Below are 18,670 nucleotides of genomic sequence, written 5' to 3'. Positions count from 1 at the left end.
GTTGCTCAGGTACTTAAAAAAAATATTTTATAATAGTGTTGCGGAATTAAGGTGTATCAGGCAGCACACGAAAAGATTTCAATGTCGAAGATGACTTTTTCTCATCAAATGATTCGGTTAATATTCGTGGAGCAGATTTATCGGGCAATGACGATATTGAATGGAGGGCCGTATCATCATGAATAGTAACTTATCTCATATACTATTATAAACGAGACAAAATAGACTTTTTAATTTCGTCCCAAGATACATCCACAAACATATAAGGCATTGGCTCCTCCTCCGCATCTTCAAAATAAGCTAAACTTTTCATAGCCATAAAAGAAGATGAGTCAGGATATTTCTGAGAATAGAAATCCAATAGATTTTTCAATGAATACTTTTTCAACAAAAAGTAAATATCTACAAAATCTTTTTTAGTACCTCTCCCTTCAATAGCAGTAATTTTCATTGCCGCAATATCTCTAGGACTTGCCAAACGTATCCCATCTTTATATACGACATCATCAAGCCAAGGATAAGTATAGTTCACGATATCTATTTTAACCTCATTCAATACGTAAATGTGTATATTCTTAGAATCATTTAAGATAGTCAGTGTCCCAAGTGTTCGCAAAGCTTCCTTCAAATCTTGAGAATCTACATTAATCTGACCAAAAAAATCCAAATCGACCGACTTTCGATGTCCTAATTGCAAAGCTAATGCAGTACCACCGACTAGACGAGTATTACAAAGTACAGGTAACTGTTGCAACTTTTTTAAAAGTTCCAGTGTTGTGGATTCGACCGTTGATAAGTGTAACATCTAAATTGTTCTTTAGGAGTTTGTGAAATGGCAGAAAGATAAGCTAAAGCCCGAGGCTCCAATTCACGAAACCCTTTAGCTATTTCGACGATCCTCCCAAGTCCATAATATTGTTTTACAATATTCCAATCTTGCAACATACCATATTCAAGCACTCTCTTTATTATATATTGTGAATGCTTCTCCATATCCAAATCATCTTTATTGACATCCCAAAAAAGATATGTTGAAAATCGAGTAATATATTCTTCCATTGTCTATCGTATTGCAATCCTTAATATGACAAAGATAAAAATAAAAAATGAATCGAACGCAAGCTAATAGCTATATTTCACAAAACTGTATTATTCTCTTCTTCATAGATTTTATTAAAAACTCTACAAAGTTTTTTTTCATCCGCAATTAGTTGACGAAGTTCTGCCAACCGTCCGGCATTATCCGATTGGGGTATCCATAACGTCAGATACCCTCCTTCTGCATATTTTTCAGTTAGATGTTTCCGAAAACGGGCATATTGCTCTTCTTTATCCATCTCCGGATAATGAGACAGCCCATATTGTACGGTACGGCGTAAAGTAACTTCGGGATCAATAATTCGGTCAGCCTCGGCAACAATCATTCCATAGATTGTTCTGGGAGCCTGTTTATTAGAAGCCCGATGATCTTCTATCGCCTCTTTCATCTGCAACAGCTGTTCATCCGTAAACCAACGCCGCAAAGTTTCGTCGGCTAACAATACTTTGCCGGAGGTTATATGATGAAATTCACGTCCTTCATACAACCCCAGGTCATGATAAGCAGCAATGACATAAACCATCGAATAATCGACTTCATAATACGTCGCTAATTTCAGACTTTCCTCAATTACCTTTTCTACATGGTCAATTTGATGCGCTTTATCAAAGTTAGCGTATTGAGGAATAATACTTTGCCGAACATAGTTTTGCAATTCAGCAGGCACATGATGAGTCATATTCGATCTTTTTAGCTAGTAAATTCTTTTATTTATATTATTCCCGATTCATCAAACGATGTTCTGCCATCTGTTCGAACTTTGTTCCCGGACGACCATAATTGGCATACGGATAAATGGAAATACCACCACGAGGAGTAAATATTCCCGTTACTTCTATGTATTTGGGATTCATCAATCGGATAAGATCTTTCATTATGATGTTCACACAATCTTCATGAAAGGCACCATGACTGCGGAAACTGAAAAGATACAATTTCAAACTTTTGCTTTCTACCATTTTTATATCAGGAATGTAGCTGATACGTATTTCAGCAAAATCCGGTTGCCCTGTGATAGGACACAAACTTGTGAACTCCGGGCAGTTAAAACGTACCCAATAGTCATTTTCAGGATGCTTATTATCAAAAGCTTCCAATACTTCAGGAGCATAATCTTGCTTATACTCGGTCTTTCTTCCTAATAAAGAAAGTTGGTCTTTTAATTCTGTCATTGTATTCGTTAACTACAATCCCTATCCTAGATAAAAAAACACATTTCCTCTTTCACCTATCACCAGCCAGTCTCAAACGCTCTATTCATCGATGTTTCAGTGGTGAAAGATTCGTTTTACAACCTATCACCGCATCTATCACCTATCACCATCAACCCTTAACCCACAGTTGCTTTATCCGCAGCTTACTTGTTACAGTTTGTTTCATTACCTGAAACAAAGAGTTTCCCGTAGAGAAACAAAGTGTTTCACACCGAGGAACCAAGTGTTTCACGCCTTGGAACTAATAGTTTCAAGTAACAGAAACTTTAGTTTCCCACCGTTGAAACTCTAGTTTCCTACCGTTGGAACTTTAGTTTCAAGCTGCTGAAACTAGACTAAGCCAATACATTCCAGGCAGAAGCTACTATCTTCTATTAATTGAAACTTACCGGTGACAATAGATGTGACGGCAAAATATCAAATTTTGTTGCTATCACCACTTGCTGTCACAAACTATTGATTTTATAATCAACCGTTTAACAACAACAATGTGACAGATGACAGCAAGAAAATGCATTTTAATCTCTATGTAGAGATATTATTGATTCTTACTTTTTAAATACTTCTCCAATCCTTCCCGGCGTAACGTACAAGCCGGGCAATGTCCGCAGCCATCTCCTTGAACACCATTATAACATGTCAAAGTCTCGGTGCGAATCAGTTCCATTACTCCCAATTCGTCGGCCAACGCCCATGTCTCTGCTTTGTCAATCCACATCAAAGGAGTATGAATTACAAACTGTTCATCCATAGCCAGATTGAGAGTCACATTGAGAGACTTGATAAACGCATCCCTACAATCGGGATAACCGCTGAAATCCGTTTGGGAAACTCCCGTTACCAAATGATTAATACCGCGTTCACGGGCATACACAGCCGCAATACTCAAAAAGAACAGGTTGCGTCCCGGAACAAATGTATTGGGAACACTATTTGCCGGCTTTTCCTGATCCATCACCATGGTGGTATCGGTCAATGAATTATGGCCTAACTGTCCGATGAAAGAAACATCCATCACATCAAATTCCACTTCCGCTTTCCGGGCTATCTCCCGCGCAAGTTCCACTTCTTTCTGATGCTTCTGACCATACAGAAAACTCAAGGCATATACTTTCTTAAAATTGCGTTTTGCCCAAAACAGGCAAGTGGTAGAATCCTGCCCACCACTAAACACAACCAATGCTGCTTTTCTATTCATATTCTATATTAAATATCTTTGACTTTCAATACATTATAAGAGATGTCCGTGTCGTAAACATCACTACCGTCTATTTTCTTGATTGCTTTCACCACACGGATCGTCACCGGGAGGATCATCACCTCATACAAGGATTTCAATACAATCTGAATCCCCATCATGATAAGCAGTTCTTTCCAAGCAATGACACCTCCAAAAGCTACCGGGAAGAAAATCAATGAATCGGCAGTCTCACCCACCACAGTCGACCAAATGGCACGGGCTGAAAAGTTACGTCCCTGACTGGCTACTTTCATTTTACTCATCACATACGCATTGAGAAATGAGCCTACCAAAAAGGCCATCAGACTGGCAGCCACAATACGTGGAGCCATACCGAACACAAAATCAAAGTGCTCTTCACCTTCCCAAAAAGGAGCAGCAGGAATGGCAACAGCTATCAACCCAAGAGCGACCACAAAGAAGTTCATAGCAAAACCACTCCAAATGATAAGGCGCGCTTTCTTGAATCCCCAAACCTCGGCGATACAGTCATTTATAATATAAGAAATAGGAAAAACCAATAATCCGGCTGTTACGGTCAAACTACCGATCTGGATTACTTTCGTTTCAAGAAGATTGGCTGCAATAAGGCAAACGTTAAAAAGGATACCCAGCAGCATAAAGGGTACAGATACTTTTTCTTTCATAATTCCTGTTTTTTACGTGGTGTTCTAGAATACACGACCGCTATTCACGGCATCAAATGTCTTTTTATTCTTTTGCGCTGCAAAGGTATAGGAAAAACTATGAAAAAGCAAAAGAAATCTGATGATTGACATACATTTCACCGAAAAGACATAACTTTGCCAAATACAGAGCTTAATGTTTGTATCAAAGATTAAACTTATAAACTATATTTAAAGAAACGATATCTAAATCATGGCAAAAGAAAATAAAAGCAATATCATCATCTACCAAAGCGAAAACGGGCAGACACACATAGAAGTGCAGATGGACGAAGATACCGTATGGCTATCCCAACAGCAAATGGCCGACCTTTACCAGACATCTCGAACAAATGTGGTAGAACATATTAAGCACATTTATGAAGATGGTGAACTTGTTGAAGAATCAACCTGTCGGAAAATCCGACAGGTTCGACAAGAAGGATCGCGCATGGTTGAAAGAGAAATTCCTCACTACAATCTTGATATGATAATATCTTTAGGCTACCGAATAAATTCAATTCAAGCCACACACTTCCGTCAATGGGCAACGGCACGCCTTAAAGAATATATCATCAAAGGCTTCACCATAGACGATGAACGATTGAAGCAGATGGGAGGAGGCTATTATTGGAAAGAGTTACTCGACCGCATCCGTGACATCCGATCGTCTGAAAAGGTGATGTATAGACAAGTGCTTGATATCTATGCTACTGCCGTAGATTACGATCCCCACGCCAAACAATCTATTGAATTCTTCAAGATTGTTCAGAATAAGCTACACTTTGCAGCCCACGGACATACAGCTGCAGAAGTTATTTATGAACGAGCCGATGCCGACCAACACATGATGGGACTAACTTCCTTTAAAGGCGACCATCCGACCTTGCGCGATGCAAAGATAGCCAAGAACTACTTGAGCGCAGAAGAACTCAAAGTGCTGAACAACCTTGTCTCCGGATATTTTGATTTTGCCGAAGTACAAGCTATCAAGCATCGTCCAATGTACATGAACGATTACATCAAACATCTGGATGCCATACTGTCCTCCACGGGAGAAGTTCTATTGATGGATGCCGGTATGATAAGTCATGAACAAGCTATGGATAAAGCTGAAACAGAATATCGCAAGTGGGAAGTGCGCACGCTTTCACCTGTAGAACAAGCCTACCTCAACAGTATCAAAACACTGAATCATAAAACTAAAAAGAAAGGATGACTAAAAAAAAATGAAAACTCTCTATGAACAATCCTTTTCAGACAACTACAGTGAAAGAAAAAGCTATAGAAGCAGCCCATACCGCACAAGCAACTGTCCAAAAGGCTAAACACAGAGTACAGGAAATACTGGATTAACAATAAAAAAGAGCCTCCCCATCAGCGTCGTATTCTGACAGGAAGGCTCATCACTTTGACCTTAAAACACATCACTCAATTAAAAAGGCGCATCAGGAGGAGAAATCTTTCAATTCCTCTTTCAACCGTTTACGGATGAAAAACAAACGGCTCTTCACCGTTCCCATCGGCAATCCTAATTTCTCGGCAATTTCTCTATATTTAAATCCAGCTACAAACATCTGAAAAGGCACTTTCATCTCTTCCGGTATGGAATGTATCACCCTATACAACTGTTTCATATCGTATGTAAATTCGAATCTGTCAGCATCCTCATCTTCTATCAGATGTTGTTGATTGATGGAGTAACTATCATCAATCAAGTTCATTTCGCGAACTGTACGACGATAGTTATTCACGAAAATATTACGCATAAGCGTATACATCCATCCTTTCAGATTTTTGCTATACGTAAACTTCTCCTGATTATCCAATGCCTGCAACAAACAATCCTGAACCAAATCATTGGCAGATTCGCGATCTGCCGTCAATTTATATGCGAAGCGATGCAAATCCGGTTGTATCGCTAATATTCCTTTCGTAAAATCTACTTTTTCCATCGTCGTATTTCTTTTATCTAATTAGTACGGTACAAAGATCCGCTTTTTTAGAATCATTATAAATAGCAATTCTTCCGATTAGTTTGGCAATTTTTCCTTTGCCCCTCTCAACCATTTCTTTTTTTAGTTGTTGATTGGGCATTCACCTAAAACTTAACTCATAATGAAAACAAGCTTTAAAATGGTAGCTATGCTACTGGGGATAGGAATTTTCCCCCTCTGTGCCCATGCACAAAAAAAGGTAATCATCGAAGATGAAGAACCCAACTCAATCATGTTTGTCTCGAAGAACAAAGCAGGAGATGAAATCATCCGAATCATGAACGACCGTTCACAGATGCGCTTTCACGACCCCAATGCTCCCCGCTTCCTGCTCACTGACCAGAAAGGGAAATTCGCCCTCGGCATCGGAGGATACGTTCGTGCAACGGCAGAGTATGATTTTAACGGTATCGTTAATGATGTAGATTTCTATCCGGCATTGATACCACAACGCGGAAGCGGCAATTTTGCAAAGAACCAATTCCAGATGGACATCACCACTTCCACCCTGTTCCTCAAATTGGTAGGACGTACCAAACATTTGGGAGACTTCGTAGTCTACACTGCCGGAAACTTCCGTGGCGATGGAAAGACCTTCGAATTACAAAACGCTTACGCGCAATTCCTAGGTTTCACTATCGGGTACAGCTATGGTTCGTTCATGGACCTCTCCGCACTGCCTCCGACTATCGACTTTGCAGGTCCTAACGGATCAGCCTTTTACCGCACTACGCAATTAAGCTATATGTGTGATAAGTTGAAAAACTGGAAGTTTGGTGTTTCTATGGAAATGCCTTCGGTAGACGGAACAACCAATAATGATTTGTCTATCAACACCCAACGGATGCCTGACTTTGCCACTTCCGTACAGTATAACTGGAACAGCAACAGCCATATTAAATTAGGAGCCATTATCCGCAGCATGACTTATTCGAGCAATGTGCATGAGAAAGCCTATTCTGCTACTGGCTTCGGTCTGCAAGCCTCTACAACCTTCAATATTACCAAGAAATTGCAGGCATACGGACAATTTAATTATGGAAAAGGTATCGGTTCCTACCTGAATGATTTAAGCAACCTGAACGTAGACATCGTCCCCGATCCCGACAAGGAAGGAAAAATGCAAGTTCTTCCGATGCTGGGATGGTATGCAGGATTGCAATACAATCTTTGCCCGAGCATCTTTATATCCGGAACATACAGTCTGTCCAGACTTTATTCTGAAAATGGATACCCTAGTGAGAATCCCGAATCCTATCGTAAAGGACAATATCTGGTAGCCAATGCTTTCTGGAATGTAAGCAGCAATCTGCAAGTCGGCGTTGAATATTTGAGAGGATGGCGCACTGATTTCAGTTCCGCAACCCGTCATGCCAATCGGTTGAATATGCTGGTGCAGTATTCTTTCTAAATCAGCATATACATAAAAGATTATTTCATTGTATAAAATTGAAGAGGGAGACAGCCATTGAAACGCTATCTCCCTCTCATCATTATTAACTTCGTATTTTATTGAGTTCTAATTTATTTAGAATCTGTAGTCAATGCTAAGACCAAATACTTTGTTGGTACGGCTATATACATTGGTACCAGGCAATCCTGTACCACTATAATTCTTTGAAGTTTTAGTATAATCTTCATAGGTAGTCCACATATAACCAACATTCAAAGCTGCTCTTTCACTCAACTTCACTTTCGCTCCAACACCCAATGTATAAGAGTCACAAGAGAAACTCGTATCACTTTGGAAATCGTCAGATAATCCGTAGTCTGTAATCTGTCCGCCACAGCTCAATGTCAGTTGCTTGGTTACATCCCATTCAATACCCATTAAATATTCATTTGCTCCCTTTGTCAGATATTTCTGTTTGTCACCAGCCATTCCCGCTTTCTTATCATCATAGAAGTGATACTCTACAGACGCACGCAACACTGGAAGGAATTCATAAGCCACTGCTACCGAAAGCATAGAAGGAATATCATTCGGAGTATTCACACCGTCTTTATAACTACCAACCAAACTCTCTGCCGAATCTGGATATTTCAAATTATTAGTTTTGTTTTCAATATTCAAGTTCGTCTTGAATTCATATTTCGCACCAATATTGAATTTACCAAACTTGGCATCCACACCGAGAACAGGAGTCAATCCCCAACCCGTCTGATCACAATCCAATTCCAAATTCATCAATTCGCCACCACCATAAGCTTCTTTCAGATGAGCATTTAGAAAACCTTTATAACCACCTGTAAAATAGTTCATACGTCCACCGGCGAATGCAGAAAGCCAATCGTTAATTTTATAAGTTAGTCCTAACTGTAAAGAATAGATGTATTGCTTACCATCCATTGCACTATTGATGTCATACATATTGGGAGTCACAAGAGGACTTTGTACACCAGGAGTAAGGTGTCCCGGAATACTACCCTGAAAAATCCCCGCCATAGCAGCCGCGTCGAACATAGGCAGACCGTCATCAAACGAAGCCTTTCCACCTCCGCCAGTTATAGCGAAGAAACCGGAAATCGTCCAATCTCCTTTCTTATAGGCTGCGAACACACTAGGAATGACCGGTGCAGCAGCTTTTCCCTTATAATATTTATTAAATGGGTTATCAGATTTTGTTGGTACCGGTTTCCCATCAACCATAACCGGGCTCCCATTATTCATAGCAATTCCATTATAAGTATAGAAGCTAGCATCAATATTTCTCGTCTGAAAGGCACTCTGAACACTCAATCCCATATGGAAACCATCATTCGGCAAAAAAGCCAAACCGGCAGGATTGGACAAAGCCCCGTCTATTTCAAAGGTAGCACCACGAGATAGCATACGAAGAAAAGCAGCGTGTTGATTAGTATTTGTCAGAAGACCTCCGGCAAAAGTTGGAATTGAAACGATTAGCATTACAAATCCAATCAAGGAAATTTTTCTCATCTAAATCTTTTTTTAATTATTTCGGGCGCAAAGATACGATATTATTGCACACGAGAGATACGTTTGTGCATTTATTTTCGTTTAGCCTCCTATTTTAATTGAAAAAGTAAACTGTTTCTAATGAAACAATTCACATTTATAGCCCCCAAAAGGATAAACAATTCACCCTATTTTAGCGTTTACTAGTAAGCAATAAAAACTGAAAATATTATGGCCTATACAATTGCATTTTTCGGCACAAAGCCTTATGACGAGTCCTCTTTCAATGACAAAAACAAAGAGTTTGGATTTGAGATACGCTACTATAAAGGACATCTGAATAAAAACAACGTACTACTGACACAAGGAGTGGATGCAGTCTGTATCTTTGTGAACGACGTTGCCGACGCAGAAGTAATCCGTGTGATGGCAGCAAACGGAGTGAAACTACTGGCATTACGCTGTGCCGGATTTAATAATGTAGATTTAAATGCTGCCGCTGCTGCCGGAATCACCGTAGTGCGGGTTCCCGCTTATTCTCCCTATGCTGTTGCAGAATACACGGTAGCTCTTATGCTATCGCTAAACCGCAAAATACCCCGCGCCTCCTGGCGTACCAAAGACGGTAATTTCTCCCTGCACGGTCTGATGGGATTCGATATGCACGGGAAAACAGCAGGTATCATCGGCACTGGGAAAATAGCAAAAATACTGATTCACATCTTAAAAGGGTTCGGAATGAACGTACTGGCTTATGACCTCTATCCGGACTACAACTTCGCCCGTCAAGAACAAATAGTTTATACTTCACTGGACGAACTATACCACAATTCGGATATTATCTCCTTACACTGTCCGCTCACTGAAGAGACCAAATACCTGATAAACGACTACTCTATCAGCAAAATGAAAGACGGAGTAATGATTATCAATACCGGTCGCGGGCAATTGATTCATACCAATGCACTGATTGAAGGGTTGAAAAACAAGAAAATAGGTTCCGCAGGACTAGACGTATACGAGGAAGAAAGCGAATACTTTTATGAAGATCAATCCGACCGCATCATCGACGATGATGTACTCGCCCGTTTGCTCTCGTTCAACAATGTAATCGTCACTTCTCATCAAGCTTTTTTCACACATGAAGCAATGGAGAATATTGCCGTAACCACCCTGCAAAACATAAAAGATTTTATCAATCACAAGCCTTTATTAAATGAAGTGAAGAAATAAAACTTTTAAGCCGCTTTCTTTGTTTACAAAACATATAAACAAATAAGAGAAAGGACAGTTTTTATGAAAAAAGTAATACATAAAGCAGATACAAGAGGACATTCCCAGTATGATTGGCTGGATAGTTATCACACTTTCAGTTTTGACGAGTACTTCGACTCCGACCGTATCAATTTTGGTGCTCTTCGCGTATTGAATGATGATAAGGTTGCGCCCGGACAAGGTTTTCAGACTCACCCGCATAAGAATATGGAAATCATTTCCATTCCTCTGAAAGGACATCTGCAACATGGAGACAGCAAGAAGAACAGCCGCATTATTACTGTCGGAGAAATTCAGACAATGAGTGCGGGAACAGGAATCTTCCATAGTGAAGTTAATGCAAGTCCGGTAGAACCGGTGGAATTCCTGCAAATTTGGATTATGCCGAGAGAACGGAATACCCGTCCCGTATATCAGGATTTCAACATTGCAGAACTGGAGCGTCCGAACGAACTGGCAGTCATCGTATCTCCCGACGGTAGCACACCTGCTTCCCTTTTGCAAGATACCTGGTTCTCCATCGGCAAAGTAGAAGCCGGAAAGAAATTAGGTTATCACATGCATCAAAGTCATGCAGGCGTCTATATCTTCCTCATTGAAGGAGAAATAGTAGTAGACGGTGAAGTTCTGAAACGTCGTGACGGCATGGGTGTTTACGATACGAACAGCGTTGAACTGGAGACATTGAAAGACTCACATATTCTATTAATAGAAGTACCTATGTGATATCATCATTAAAAATAATAAACTAAAGCTGCCAGATAATCTTATGGCGAAATTAAACATAGCAGATATCCGACAGGAATATACGAAAGGCGGGTTGCGGGAAAGTGAACTTCCCGGCGACCCGCTTTCGCTTTTCAGTCGTTGGCTGCAAGAAGCGATTGACGCAGAGGTGGACGAACCGACTGCGGTCATTGTAGGAACTGTATCCCCCGAAGGGAGACCGTCCACACGTACAGTATTGTTAAAAGGACTCCATGATGGAAAATTTATCTTTTATACCAATTACGAAAGCCGCAAAGGCAAACAATTGGCACAAAACCCATCTATCTCCCTCTCTTTTGTCTGGCACGCTCTCGAAAGACAAATACATATAGAAGGAATAGCGACGAAAGTTTCACCGGAAGAATCGGATGAATACTTCCGGAAGCGTCCTTATAAAAGCCGGATTGGCGCACGAATTTCTCCGCAAAGTCAACCGATAGCAAGCAGAATGCAATTGATACGATCCTTCGTCAGAGAAGCCGCCCGATGGATTGGAAAAGAAGTGGAAAGACCTGATAATTGGGGCGGATATGCCGTCACACCTACAAGGATTGAATTCTGGCAAGGACGCTCCAACCGACTGCACGACCGCTTTCTATACACCCTACAACCGGACGGTGAATGGAAAATCAGTCGTCTTGCTCCTTGATTTCGTCGATTTTTCTTGGCAACTCCAACGAGAATACGTAATATTGCAACTATAAAATAGTCAGCTATGACACTGAATTATATTTATCACAGCGGGTTCGCCATCGAAATGGAAGGTGTAACCATTATCATCGATTACTACAAAGATTCTTCCGAAACGGAACACAACCGGGGAATCGTGCATGATTATCTCCTGCAAAGGCCGGGTAAACTGTACGTATTGGCTACTCATTTCCATCCCGATCACTTTAACCGTGAAATATTGACTTGGAAAGAGCAACGCCCCGACATTCAATACATCTTCTCCAAAGATATTCTGAAGTCCCATCGTGCCAAAGCCGAAGATGCTTTCTATATTAAAAAAGGAGAAACATACGAAGACGACACGATCCGCATCGACGCCTTCGGATCGACAGATGTCGGCAGTTCGTTCCTTCTTCACTTACAAAATTGGAGTATCTTCCATGCCGGCGACTTGAACAACTGGCACTGGAGTGAAGAATCGACCGAAGAAGAGATACGAAAAGCCAATGGTGATTTCCTTGCAGAAGTTAAATATTTAAAAGAAAAAGTGCCTAACATCGATCTAGTGCTATTCCCGGTGGATCGGAGAATGGGAAAAGATTACATGAAAGGGGCAAAACAGTTCATCGAACAAATAAAAACTACTATATTTGTGCCCATGCACTTCAGTGAAGATTATGAAGGAGGAAATGCGCTTCGTAGTTTTGCAGAAAATGCAGGATGCCGTTTTATCAGCATCACCCGTCGGGGCGAAAGTTTTGAGATTACCAAATAAACACATTATAATTATGAATAAATTTACGATTCTGTTTCTTACTATGTTTCTCGCATTGCCGATGGCAATGAAGGCAGATTCTGCAAAAGAGAAAAAAGATGACACCAGGTACCTTGCAGGAGCTGTTCCTGAAGTAGAAGGTAAAGTAGTATTTTCCAAAGAGTTCCAGATTCCCGGAATGAGTCAGGCACAAATCTACGACACAATGACAAAGTGGATGGATGAACGCCTGAAAGAGAATAAAAATATCGACAGCCGCATTGTTTTCTCCGACGAAGCAAAAGGAACAATTGCCGGTATTGGAGAAGAATGGATTGTTTTCAGCTCCAGTGCCCTGTCATTAGACCGTACATTAGTTAACTATCAGATTACCGTTACCTGCAAACCCGGAAACTGCCTGGTAGAGCTTGAAAAAATCCGTTTTACTTATCGTGAAACAGAAAAATATAAAGCCGAAGAATGGATTACTGATAAATATGCGCTCAATAAAGCTAAGACTAAATTAGTACGTGGCTTGGCCAAATGGCGTAGAAAAACTGTAGACTTCGCCGATGATATATTCATGGATGTAGCGGTAGCTTTCGGAGCACCTGACACCCGTCCGAAAACAGAGAAAAAGAAGAAAGAAGAAGAGCAAAAAACTCCATCAATCGTTGCAGCCGCAGGTCCGATTGTCATTGGTGGCGCAGATAAAAAGACTGATATAAAAGTGACAACTGGCGAACCTGCTCAAACCACTGTTCCTGCTGCAACTCTCACTCCTGCTACTCCTGCAGGCAAGGCTTCCGCTGATATGCCGGGTTATATAGAAATTGATTTGAAACAAATCCCGGGTGAAGTATATGCTTTGATGGGAAGCGGAAAATTAGTAATCAGCATCGGAAAAGATGAGTTCAACATGACCAATATGACTGCAAATGCTGGTGGCGCACTTGGTTATCAATCAGGAAAAGCAGTTGCCTATTGCACACTTTCACCCGATCAAGCTTACGATGCAATAGAAAAGGCAGATAGCTATACATTAAAGTTGTACGCTCCGAACCAAACAACACCTTCGGCTGTTATCGAATGTAAGAAAATGCCTTCACAGACAACTCCGCAAGCCGGACAACCGCGCACGTATGTTGGAGAAATCGTGAAGCTTTTAATGAAAAAATAAGGAGAATCGCAACAATGGAAATAAAAAGTAAATTTGACCATTTTAATATCAACGTCACTAATCTGGAGCGGAGTATAGCTTTTTATGAAAAAGCACTCGGCTTAAAAGAACATCATCGGAAGGAAGCATCCGACGGCTCGTTCACGTTAGTCTACCTGACTGATAACGAAACAGGTTTCTTGCTGGAATTGACGTGGTTGAAAAATCATACTGCTCCATACGAACTGGGAGAAAACGAAAGCCATCTCTGCTTTCGTGTAGCCGGCGATTACGATGCAATCAGAGCTTATCACAAAGAAATGAATTGTGTATGTTTTGAGAACACGGCCATGGGGCTTTATTTCATCAATGACCCGGACGATTACTGGATTGAGATTCTTCCCCAGAAGTAAGAGAGGTCGTCTCAAAAGTCCCTAAAAAGAAAAAATCACCCTTACTACAATTTGGAGTGGCCCTAAAAAGATAAACAGATGAAAAAGGGACTTCAATAAATAAAAAAGATAAGGCAACTAATTCACTGCGAATTAGTTGCCTTTTTGTATTGCTAGGCAGAGATATTCAACAAATGTCTCTAAAAATTAACAAGATTGATAAAGAGTCCGGTTTTGCATCGGGCTCTTCCCTTTTAACCTTGATTTGACTCTACTATTATTGTACTACTCTATAATATTCCTCTAAGGCTTTTCGGACAGCCTATGCTGTTTCTAAAAAACAAAGCATAATCCTAAAATTGCCGCCAGTATAAAAAAACAACCAGGAACAAATTGGTTAACAAGCAGCCTCATTAGTTGCATTCTGGGCAACACAAACATATCATTCGCCTTACCTTTATCATACAATATGGTAACCTTATCATCTATATGATACTGTTTTGGATAAAGATAAATGTTATTTTCCTCTCCACTCTTTAGATTAGAAGGAAGAAATTGGCAACACTTTTCGTCTTCTCCCTCCAATTTATATTTTATTTTTGGTATACATACATCAGTAATATTCATACCATCAGACTTTACCTGTGTCTCTATATCCACTACCTTTCCATGTGTTTTCCTGTCATACGATTTTATTATCCTGCAATGAAGCATCCACAAGAGTCCCATTTTCAGAATTAGAAAAGCACCCCGCAACATAAGTACAACAGATACTACACAAATTATTATATTTATAACCATACTTTTATTTCTTATGACGGCTAGCTCTCTTCTTCCGGATATCTGCTTTCATCTTCGCTGCACCCGAACCATGCTGTCCACGAATATACGTCGCTTTTTTCGCTTTCGTCTTCACTTTTTCCTCTTCTTTGGGCTTATCTTTCTTACCTTTAAAAACGATTCCACCCATGATTGCTTCTTCTATACTCATATAATCATTTATTAGTATTCAACATTTCCGACGGCAAAGATAACCCTTTTCTGCGGATTTATTTATCTTTGCAGAGTTAACAATCGTAACCACCAATGGCAACAACAACTCTTTCTGCAGAAAAGGACCCGATGGGAGCCGCTATTTCTGATTATTTCAACCATCACAGAGCTGATCGTTTGCGGGTATTCTCTTCCCAATTCGAAGAAGATGAAATTCCCGTCAAAGAATTGTTCCGTAGTATACAGTCTATGCCTATATTAGAGCGTACCGCCCTACAAATGGCTACAGGGCGAATATTGGATGTAGGTGCCGGAAGCGGATGCCATGCACTGGCACTTCAGGAAATGGGAAAAGAAGTGTGTGCCATTGATATTTCTCCGTTATCCGTCGAAGTGATGCAACAACGCGGAGTGAACGATCCGCGCCTCATCAACCTTTTTGACGAAACATTTACCGAAACATTCGATACGATCCTGATGCTTATGAATGGTTCCGGAATTATCGGAAGACTGAATAATATGCCCGGATTCTTCCAACGAATGAAACGTATTCTCCGTCCCGGCGGATGCATACTCATGGATTCCAGCGATTTGCGCTATCTTTTTGAAGAAGAAGACGGCAGCATAGTCATCGATCTGGCCGGAGATTATTACGGAGAGATCGACTTCCAAATGCAATATAAAGATGTAAAAGGAGACACATTCGACTGGTTATATGTAGATTTCCAGACTCTTAGCTTATACGCTTCCGAATGTGGTTTTAAGGCAGAACTAGTGAAAGAAGGAAAACATTACGATTACCTAGTCAAACTTAGTATTGCTTGAAAAGCTCATTATTATATAGTGACGGTATGCGTTCCGGATAGCGTTACTATATAACCCAAATAGTGACGCCATCACATCAGGATAGCGTCACTATTTTTATATGCTCATAAATGCTCCGTCAGAAATGCCTAATGAAGGCTTTCTTTCATTTCAGCATCTCATTAATCTTCTGTACAAGAGAAGCAAACTCTTCTTCATTATACAAACGAGTCAGTTTTACAATTCTTCCTTCCTTATCAACTAACACATTTCTTGTTATTCCGGATTCACGCAATGCATATTTCGCAAAAATATCAGCTCCCGGATCCAGTCCTAACGGATAAGTCACTCCGGTAGATTTAGCAAAAGCCAATACTTTATCAAGTGGTTCGTCACGGTCAATGCCAATTAAAGCAAAATCTGCATTATTTTTATGCTTTAACCAAATATCCTTCTCAATAAATGGCATTTCTTTACGACAAACTCCGCACCAACTTGCAGTAAACTGCAACATGACAACCTTACCACGAAGGGAAGATAGACTCACTTGTTTACCATCTGTCAGGGTAATCGTAAAGTCCGGAGCCATCTCTCCTACCCGAACAATATATCCTGTACTATCTGCCTGAACAGATATAGCATCTGCAGCTACTTCTACACTATCTGTTGCAACTTCTACATTTGCCGTCCCCTTTTTCTGTCCGGAACAAGCCCATATACCTATGGCTAAAATCGCCATACCACATACATTCATAATTTTCATTTTCATCTAATCATTGGTAACTTTGCAAATATAAAAAAAGTATGCGATGTATTTGCATTTTTAAAAGAAATTCATACCTTTGCACCCGCAAAAGAAAAACGCCTCTTTAGCTCAGTTGGCCAGAGCACGTGATTTGTAATCTCGGGGTCGTTGGTTCGAATCCGACAAGAGGCTCTCCTATAAAAATGTTGTTTATCCGATCAGGTAAAACAGCATTTTTTTTATTTATACTCTTTCATTTTTTTGTTTACGAAATATTACCACACTCACAGCCAACAGAATTAAAATAATCCCAATAGCGCTATTCAGAGTAAATAGTTCTTTAAACACAAAAACTCCGATCACCACAGCTGTCAATGGTTCCATCGCACCTAAAATAGATGTCAACGTAGGCCCTGCATATTTAATAGCTCGTACCAATGTTATATTAGAAATGGCTGTAGCCGGTAATGCAAGTCCCAAAATAATCAACCAGGTATAACCGTCAGCTACCAGCCGAAGCCCGGAAGTAGTCAGAGCACCTATAAAATAAAGAACGGTTCCTAACCCCATAACATAACAAGTCAGTACAGTGGAATTGATTCGAACAGCGCGTGTCATTCGTACACCAACAATATACCCCGCATAGGAAAACACAGAAACACAAGCTGCTACCAGTCCGACTATCGTATCACCATTTTTCGCCTCCAGTTCCCCCGATGAAAGCAAGGCCGCTCCTAACAAGGACATGAAGACCGCAAACATCACCCAAAGGGATTTCTTCTCCTGAAAGAAGTACATCATAACTAGAGATACCGCCAACGGATACATAAAATGAATGGTTGACGCCACCCCGGTAGCTATATTCTGATATGCTATAAGCAAACTGAATGAAGTAACTGCCCTCAACAAACTTAATAAAAGAACAACTAAAAAATCCTTCTTTTCCAATCGAAAACTACATCCCGAACACCATCCGAACAGAGTCAACGCAATTGTCGCCACTCCCCAACGATAGGAAAGCACTTCGAAAGCTGAAAAACCTGCCAACAATAAAGTGAGGGAAAAGAACGGAGCCAGTCCAAAAGTAGAGGAAGACACCGCTGCATAAAGTATACCTTTTATACGATTCATCAATCTATTCAACTAATTTCCGATATTCATGGGTACAAAGATCATAAATATTTCTTTAATATCACCATTAATTTCACATTATCAGTTAATCGATCTAACCCCTAAATCAGTACAAGAAGATAAGTCTGATACATTTCCTCCTTATAAATATAACCTTTTAATAATCCTCAATAACTGTATTTCCAAAAATATCCTTTTTGATAATTTTTCTATGACCATCACTACTTTCAATTATTTCGTTCCCAAAAATATCTTTTTTAATGGTTGTTCTATTGCCTTTGCCATCTTCGATAATGGTATTCCCAAAGATATCTTTTTTAATCGTCTTTCTATTACCTTTATTGTCTCGAATGATAGTATTTCCAAAAATATCCTCTTCGATAGTCTTTCTATTACCTTTATCATCGCGAATGATGGTATTTCCAAAAATATCCTCTTCGATAGTCTTTCTATTACCTTTATCATCGCGAATGGTGATATTCCCAAAAATATCTTTTTCAATAGTCTTTCTATTGCCCTTATCATCACGAATGGTAATATTTCCAAAAATATCCTCTTCAATGGTCTTTCTATTGCCTTTATCATCACGAATAGTGATATTCCCAAAAATATCCTTTTCAATGGTCTTCCTATTGCCTTTATCATCACGAATGATGATATTTCCAAAGATATCCTTTTCGACAGTCTTTCTCCCTTAATTAACTCCCGAATACTCATAATTGTCTTCAATAAGATTTGCACCATAGCTCTTTATTATATAAGGAGCCAAAATAAATTGGGTAGCAAATAGGAGGCTCAGTTGTAATTCTTGGGGGATTAAGTTTAGTCAATTCCCTTCATGCATA

21 protein-coding genes, 1 tRNA gene and 2 pseudogenes are annotated in these 18,670 nt (G+C 40.0%); 11 read left to right on the top strand and 13 right to left on the bottom strand.

Annotated features, from left to right (window positions below; genetic code table 11):
- Positions 1-48: 48 nt before the first annotated feature.
- Positions 49-186 (top strand): annotated as a pseudogene (locus DW862_RS24725) (23S rRNA (pseudouridine(1915)-N(3))-methyltransferase RlmH); the annotation flags it as partial.
- Between the two features lie 19 nt (positions 187-205).
- Here the strand turns inward: DW862_RS24725 and DW862_RS24720 are convergent.
- The 6 genes from DW862_RS24720 to DW862_RS24695 all read right to left on the bottom strand — a co-directional run bounded on the left by DW862_RS24720 (position 206) and on the right by DW862_RS24695 (position 4,200).
- Positions 206-805 carry a nucleotidyl transferase AbiEii/AbiGii toxin family protein gene (locus DW862_RS24720; protein ID WP_022200187.1) on the bottom strand — a complete coding sequence of 200 codons (600 nt, stop codon included), beginning with the start codon at positions 803-805 and terminating at the stop codon, positions 206-208.
- Entirely contained in the window at positions 760-1,059 is a 300-nt protein-coding gene (locus tag DW862_RS24715; protein WP_004311349.1) for a hypothetical protein, read from the bottom strand. The genes DW862_RS24720 and DW862_RS24715 overlap by 46 nt, the downstream gene beginning before the upstream one ends.
- 77 nt (positions 1,060-1,136) lie before the next feature.
- Positions 1,137-1,778 (bottom strand): HD domain-containing protein, encoded by a 642-nt coding sequence (locus DW862_RS24710; RefSeq protein WP_087323654.1) that lies wholly within the window; start codon positions 1,776-1,778, stop codon positions 1,137-1,139.
- Positions 1,779-1,815: 37 nt separating this feature from the next.
- A complete protein-coding gene (gene queF / locus DW862_RS24705) occupies positions 1,816-2,271 on the bottom strand; it encodes a preQ(1) synthase (RefSeq protein WP_004304260.1) in 456 nt (151 codons plus the stop codon).
- Positions 2,272-2,851: 580 nt separating this feature from the next.
- The gene (queC, locus tag DW862_RS24700; protein WP_120071038.1) at positions 2,852-3,511 is read right to left on the bottom strand and encodes a 7-cyano-7-deazaguanine synthase QueC; all 660 of its coding nucleotides are present in this window, start codon (positions 3,509-3,511) and stop codon (positions 2,852-2,854) included.
- Between the two features lie 8 nt (positions 3,512-3,519).
- On the bottom strand, positions 3,520-4,200 hold the full coding sequence (locus DW862_RS24695) for a queuosine precursor transporter (protein WP_004311352.1): 681 nt from the start codon (positions 4,198-4,200) through the stop codon (positions 3,520-3,522).
- A gap of 232 nt (positions 4,201-4,432) precedes the next feature.
- On the opposite strand from DW862_RS24695, the gene DW862_RS24690 reads away from it, so the two are divergent.
- Positions 4,433-5,437 (top strand): virulence RhuM family protein, encoded by a 1,005-nt coding sequence (locus tag DW862_RS24690; RefSeq protein WP_120071034.1) that lies wholly within the window; start codon positions 4,433-4,435, stop codon positions 5,435-5,437.
- 229 nt (positions 5,438-5,666) lie between these two features.
- Here the strand turns inward: DW862_RS24690 and DW862_RS24685 are convergent, their stop codons facing one another.
- A complete protein-coding gene (locus DW862_RS24685; RefSeq protein ID WP_004314521.1) occupies positions 5,667-6,173 on the bottom strand; it encodes an RNA polymerase sigma factor in 507 nt (168 codons plus the stop codon).
- A 163-nt stretch (positions 6,174-6,336) separates the two neighbouring features.
- Here DW862_RS24685 and DW862_RS24680 point away from each other — a divergent pair, with 163 nt between their 5' ends.
- Complete coding sequence (locus tag DW862_RS24680) at positions 6,337-7,626, top strand: DcaP family trimeric outer membrane transporter (RefSeq protein ID WP_008644596.1); 1,290 nt, start codon at positions 6,337-6,339, stop codon at positions 7,624-7,626.
- A gap of 117 nt (positions 7,627-7,743) precedes the next feature.
- Here DW862_RS24680 and DW862_RS24675 read toward each other — a convergent pair whose 3' ends face one another.
- Positions 7,744-9,153 carry an OmpP1/FadL family transporter gene (locus tag DW862_RS24675; protein ID WP_008774706.1) on the bottom strand — a complete coding sequence of 470 codons (1,410 nt, stop codon included), beginning with the start codon at positions 9,151-9,153 and terminating at the stop codon, positions 7,744-7,746.
- A 210-nt stretch (positions 9,154-9,363) separates the two neighbouring features.
- Between DW862_RS24675 and DW862_RS24670 the strand changes: the two genes are divergently transcribed.
- From DW862_RS24670 to DW862_RS24645, 6 genes are all read left to right on the top strand, one after another.
- The gene (locus DW862_RS24670) at positions 9,364-10,365 is read left to right on the top strand and encodes a 2-hydroxyacid dehydrogenase (protein ID WP_117683709.1); all 1,002 of its coding nucleotides are present in this window, start codon (positions 9,364-9,366) and stop codon (positions 10,363-10,365) included.
- Between the two features lie 63 nt (positions 10,366-10,428).
- A complete protein-coding gene (locus tag DW862_RS24665) occupies positions 10,429-11,133 on the top strand; it encodes a pirin family protein (RefSeq protein WP_008025800.1) in 705 nt (234 codons plus the stop codon).
- Between the two features lie 43 nt (positions 11,134-11,176).
- Positions 11,177-11,824, top strand: coding sequence for a pyridoxamine 5'-phosphate oxidase (pdxH, locus tag DW862_RS24660; protein WP_120071031.1), 648 nt, complete (start codon positions 11,177-11,179; stop codon positions 11,822-11,824).
- A gap of 66 nt (positions 11,825-11,890) precedes the next feature.
- Positions 11,891-12,622, top strand: a complete 732-nt coding sequence (locus tag DW862_RS24655; protein WP_120071027.1) for an MBL fold metallo-hydrolase — start codon at positions 11,891-11,893, stop codon at positions 12,620-12,622.
- A 13-nt stretch (positions 12,623-12,635) separates the two neighbouring features.
- Positions 12,636-13,781 carry a DUF4468 domain-containing protein gene (locus DW862_RS24650; protein WP_055236465.1) on the top strand — a complete coding sequence of 382 codons (1,146 nt, stop codon included), beginning with the start codon at positions 12,636-12,638 and terminating at the stop codon, positions 13,779-13,781.
- A gap of 14 nt (positions 13,782-13,795) precedes the next feature.
- A complete protein-coding gene (locus DW862_RS24645; protein WP_120071024.1) occupies positions 13,796-14,173 on the top strand; it encodes a VOC family protein in 378 nt (125 codons plus the stop codon).
- 312 nt (positions 14,174-14,485) lie between these two features.
- On the opposite strand, the gene DW862_RS26545 is transcribed toward DW862_RS24645, so the two are convergent.
- Both DW862_RS26545 and DW862_RS24635 read right to left on the bottom strand, forming a co-directional pair.
- Entirely contained in the window at positions 14,486-14,779 is a 294-nt protein-coding gene (locus DW862_RS26545; RefSeq protein WP_225450386.1) for a hypothetical protein, read from the bottom strand.
- A 178-nt stretch (positions 14,780-14,957) separates the two neighbouring features.
- Positions 14,958-15,143, bottom strand: a complete 186-nt coding sequence (locus tag DW862_RS24635; protein ID WP_004300779.1) for a hypothetical protein — start codon at positions 15,141-15,143, stop codon at positions 14,958-14,960.
- Between the two features lie 95 nt (positions 15,144-15,238).
- Here DW862_RS24635 and DW862_RS24630 point away from each other — a divergent pair, with 95 nt between their 5' ends.
- Complete coding sequence (locus DW862_RS24630) at positions 15,239-15,970, top strand: bifunctional 2-polyprenyl-6-hydroxyphenol methylase/3-demethylubiquinol 3-O-methyltransferase UbiG (protein WP_118219900.1); 732 nt, start codon at positions 15,239-15,241, stop codon at positions 15,968-15,970.
- Positions 15,971-16,115: 145 nt separating this feature from the next.
- Here the strand turns inward: DW862_RS24630 and DW862_RS24625 are convergent, their stop codons facing one another.
- Entirely contained in the window at positions 16,116-16,718 is a 603-nt protein-coding gene (locus DW862_RS24625) for a TlpA disulfide reductase family protein (RefSeq protein ID WP_008018304.1), read from the bottom strand.
- Positions 16,719-16,812: 94 nt separating this feature from the next.
- On the opposite strand from DW862_RS24625, the gene DW862_RS24620 reads away from it, so the two are divergent.
- Positions 16,813-16,886 (top strand) — tRNA-Thr (locus tag DW862_RS24620).
- A gap of 51 nt (positions 16,887-16,937) precedes the next feature.
- Here DW862_RS24620 and DW862_RS24615 read toward each other — a convergent pair.
- Both DW862_RS24615 and DW862_RS24610 read right to left on the bottom strand, forming a co-directional pair.
- Positions 16,938-17,825: a DMT family transporter gene (locus DW862_RS24615; RefSeq protein WP_008644587.1), complete on the bottom strand. Its 888-nt coding sequence runs from the start codon at positions 17,823-17,825 to the stop codon at positions 16,938-16,940.
- 157 nt (positions 17,826-17,982) lie between these two features.
- Positions 17,983-18,624: pseudogene (locus DW862_RS24610) on the bottom strand (hypothetical protein).
- Positions 18,625-18,670 lie beyond the last annotated feature (46 nt).

The sequence above is a fragment of the Bacteroides sp. AM37-9 genome (assembly GCF_003603455.1).
GTDB classification, from domain to species: Bacteria; Bacteroidota; Bacteroidia; order Bacteroidales; family Bacteroidaceae; genus Bacteroides; species Bacteroides xylanisolvens.
The sequence above is the reverse complement of the archived record's forward strand: the minus strand, read 5'-3'. Positions and strand labels throughout refer to the sequence as shown.

What these genes read in the sequence shown, in the direction of transcription:
- DW862_RS24720 (WP_022200187.1), bottom strand. Translation starts at nt 805, where the DNA reads ATGTTACACTTATCAACGGTCGAATCCACAACACTGGAACTTTTAAAA.
- DW862_RS24715 (WP_004311349.1), bottom strand. Translation starts at nt 1,059, where the DNA reads ATGGAAGAATATATTACTCGATTTTCAACATATCTTTTTTGGGATGTC.
- DW862_RS24710 (WP_087323654.1), bottom strand. Translation starts at nt 1,778, where the DNA reads ATGACTCATCATGTGCCTGCTGAATTGCAAAACTATGTTCGGCAAAGT.
- queF (WP_004304260.1), bottom strand. Translation starts at nt 2,271, where the DNA reads ATGACAGAATTAAAAGACCAACTTTCTTTATTAGGAAGAAAGACCGAG.
- queC (WP_120071038.1), bottom strand. Translation starts at nt 3,511, where the DNA reads ATGAATAGAAAAGCAGCATTGGTTGTGTTTAGTGGTGGGCAGGATTCT.
- DW862_RS24695 (WP_004311352.1), bottom strand. Translation starts at nt 4,200, where the DNA reads ATGAAAGAAAAAGTATCTGTACCCTTTATGCTGCTGGGTATCCTTTTT.
- DW862_RS24690 (WP_120071034.1), top strand. Translation starts at nt 4,433, where the DNA reads ATGGCAAAAGAAAATAAAAGCAATATCATCATCTACCAAAGCGAAAAC.
- DW862_RS24685 (WP_004314521.1), bottom strand. Translation starts at nt 6,173, where the DNA reads ATGGAAAAAGTAGATTTTACGAAAGGAATATTAGCGATACAACCGGAT.
- DW862_RS24680 (WP_008644596.1), top strand. Translation starts at nt 6,337, where the DNA reads ATGAAAACAAGCTTTAAAATGGTAGCTATGCTACTGGGGATAGGAATT.
- DW862_RS24675 (WP_008774706.1), bottom strand. Translation starts at nt 9,153, where the DNA reads ATGAGAAAAATTTCCTTGATTGGATTTGTAATGCTAATCGTTTCAATT.
- DW862_RS24670 (WP_117683709.1), top strand. Translation starts at nt 9,364, where the DNA reads ATGGCCTATACAATTGCATTTTTCGGCACAAAGCCTTATGACGAGTCC.
- DW862_RS24665 (WP_008025800.1), top strand. Translation starts at nt 10,429, where the DNA reads ATGAAAAAAGTAATACATAAAGCAGATACAAGAGGACATTCCCAGTAT.
- pdxH (WP_120071031.1), top strand. Translation starts at nt 11,177, where the DNA reads ATGGCGAAATTAAACATAGCAGATATCCGACAGGAATATACGAAAGGC.
- DW862_RS24655 (WP_120071027.1), top strand. Translation starts at nt 11,891, where the DNA reads ATGACACTGAATTATATTTATCACAGCGGGTTCGCCATCGAAATGGAA.
- DW862_RS24650 (WP_055236465.1), top strand. Translation starts at nt 12,636, where the DNA reads ATGAATAAATTTACGATTCTGTTTCTTACTATGTTTCTCGCATTGCCG.
- DW862_RS24645 (WP_120071024.1), top strand. Translation starts at nt 13,796, where the DNA reads ATGGAAATAAAAAGTAAATTTGACCATTTTAATATCAACGTCACTAAT.
- DW862_RS26545 (WP_225450386.1), bottom strand. Translation starts at nt 14,779, where the DNA reads ATGAATATTACTGATGTATGTATACCAAAAATAAAATATAAATTGGAG.
- DW862_RS24635 (WP_004300779.1), bottom strand. Translation starts at nt 15,143, where the DNA reads ATGAGTATAGAAGAAGCAATCATGGGTGGAATCGTTTTTAAAGGTAAG.
- DW862_RS24630 (WP_118219900.1), top strand. Translation starts at nt 15,239, where the DNA reads ATGGCAACAACAACTCTTTCTGCAGAAAAGGACCCGATGGGAGCCGCT.
- DW862_RS24625 (WP_008018304.1), bottom strand. Translation starts at nt 16,718, where the DNA reads ATGAAAATGAAAATTATGAATGTATGTGGTATGGCGATTTTAGCCATA.
- DW862_RS24615 (WP_008644587.1), bottom strand. Translation starts at nt 17,825, where the DNA reads ATGAATCGTATAAAAGGTATACTTTATGCAGCGGTGTCTTCCTCTACT.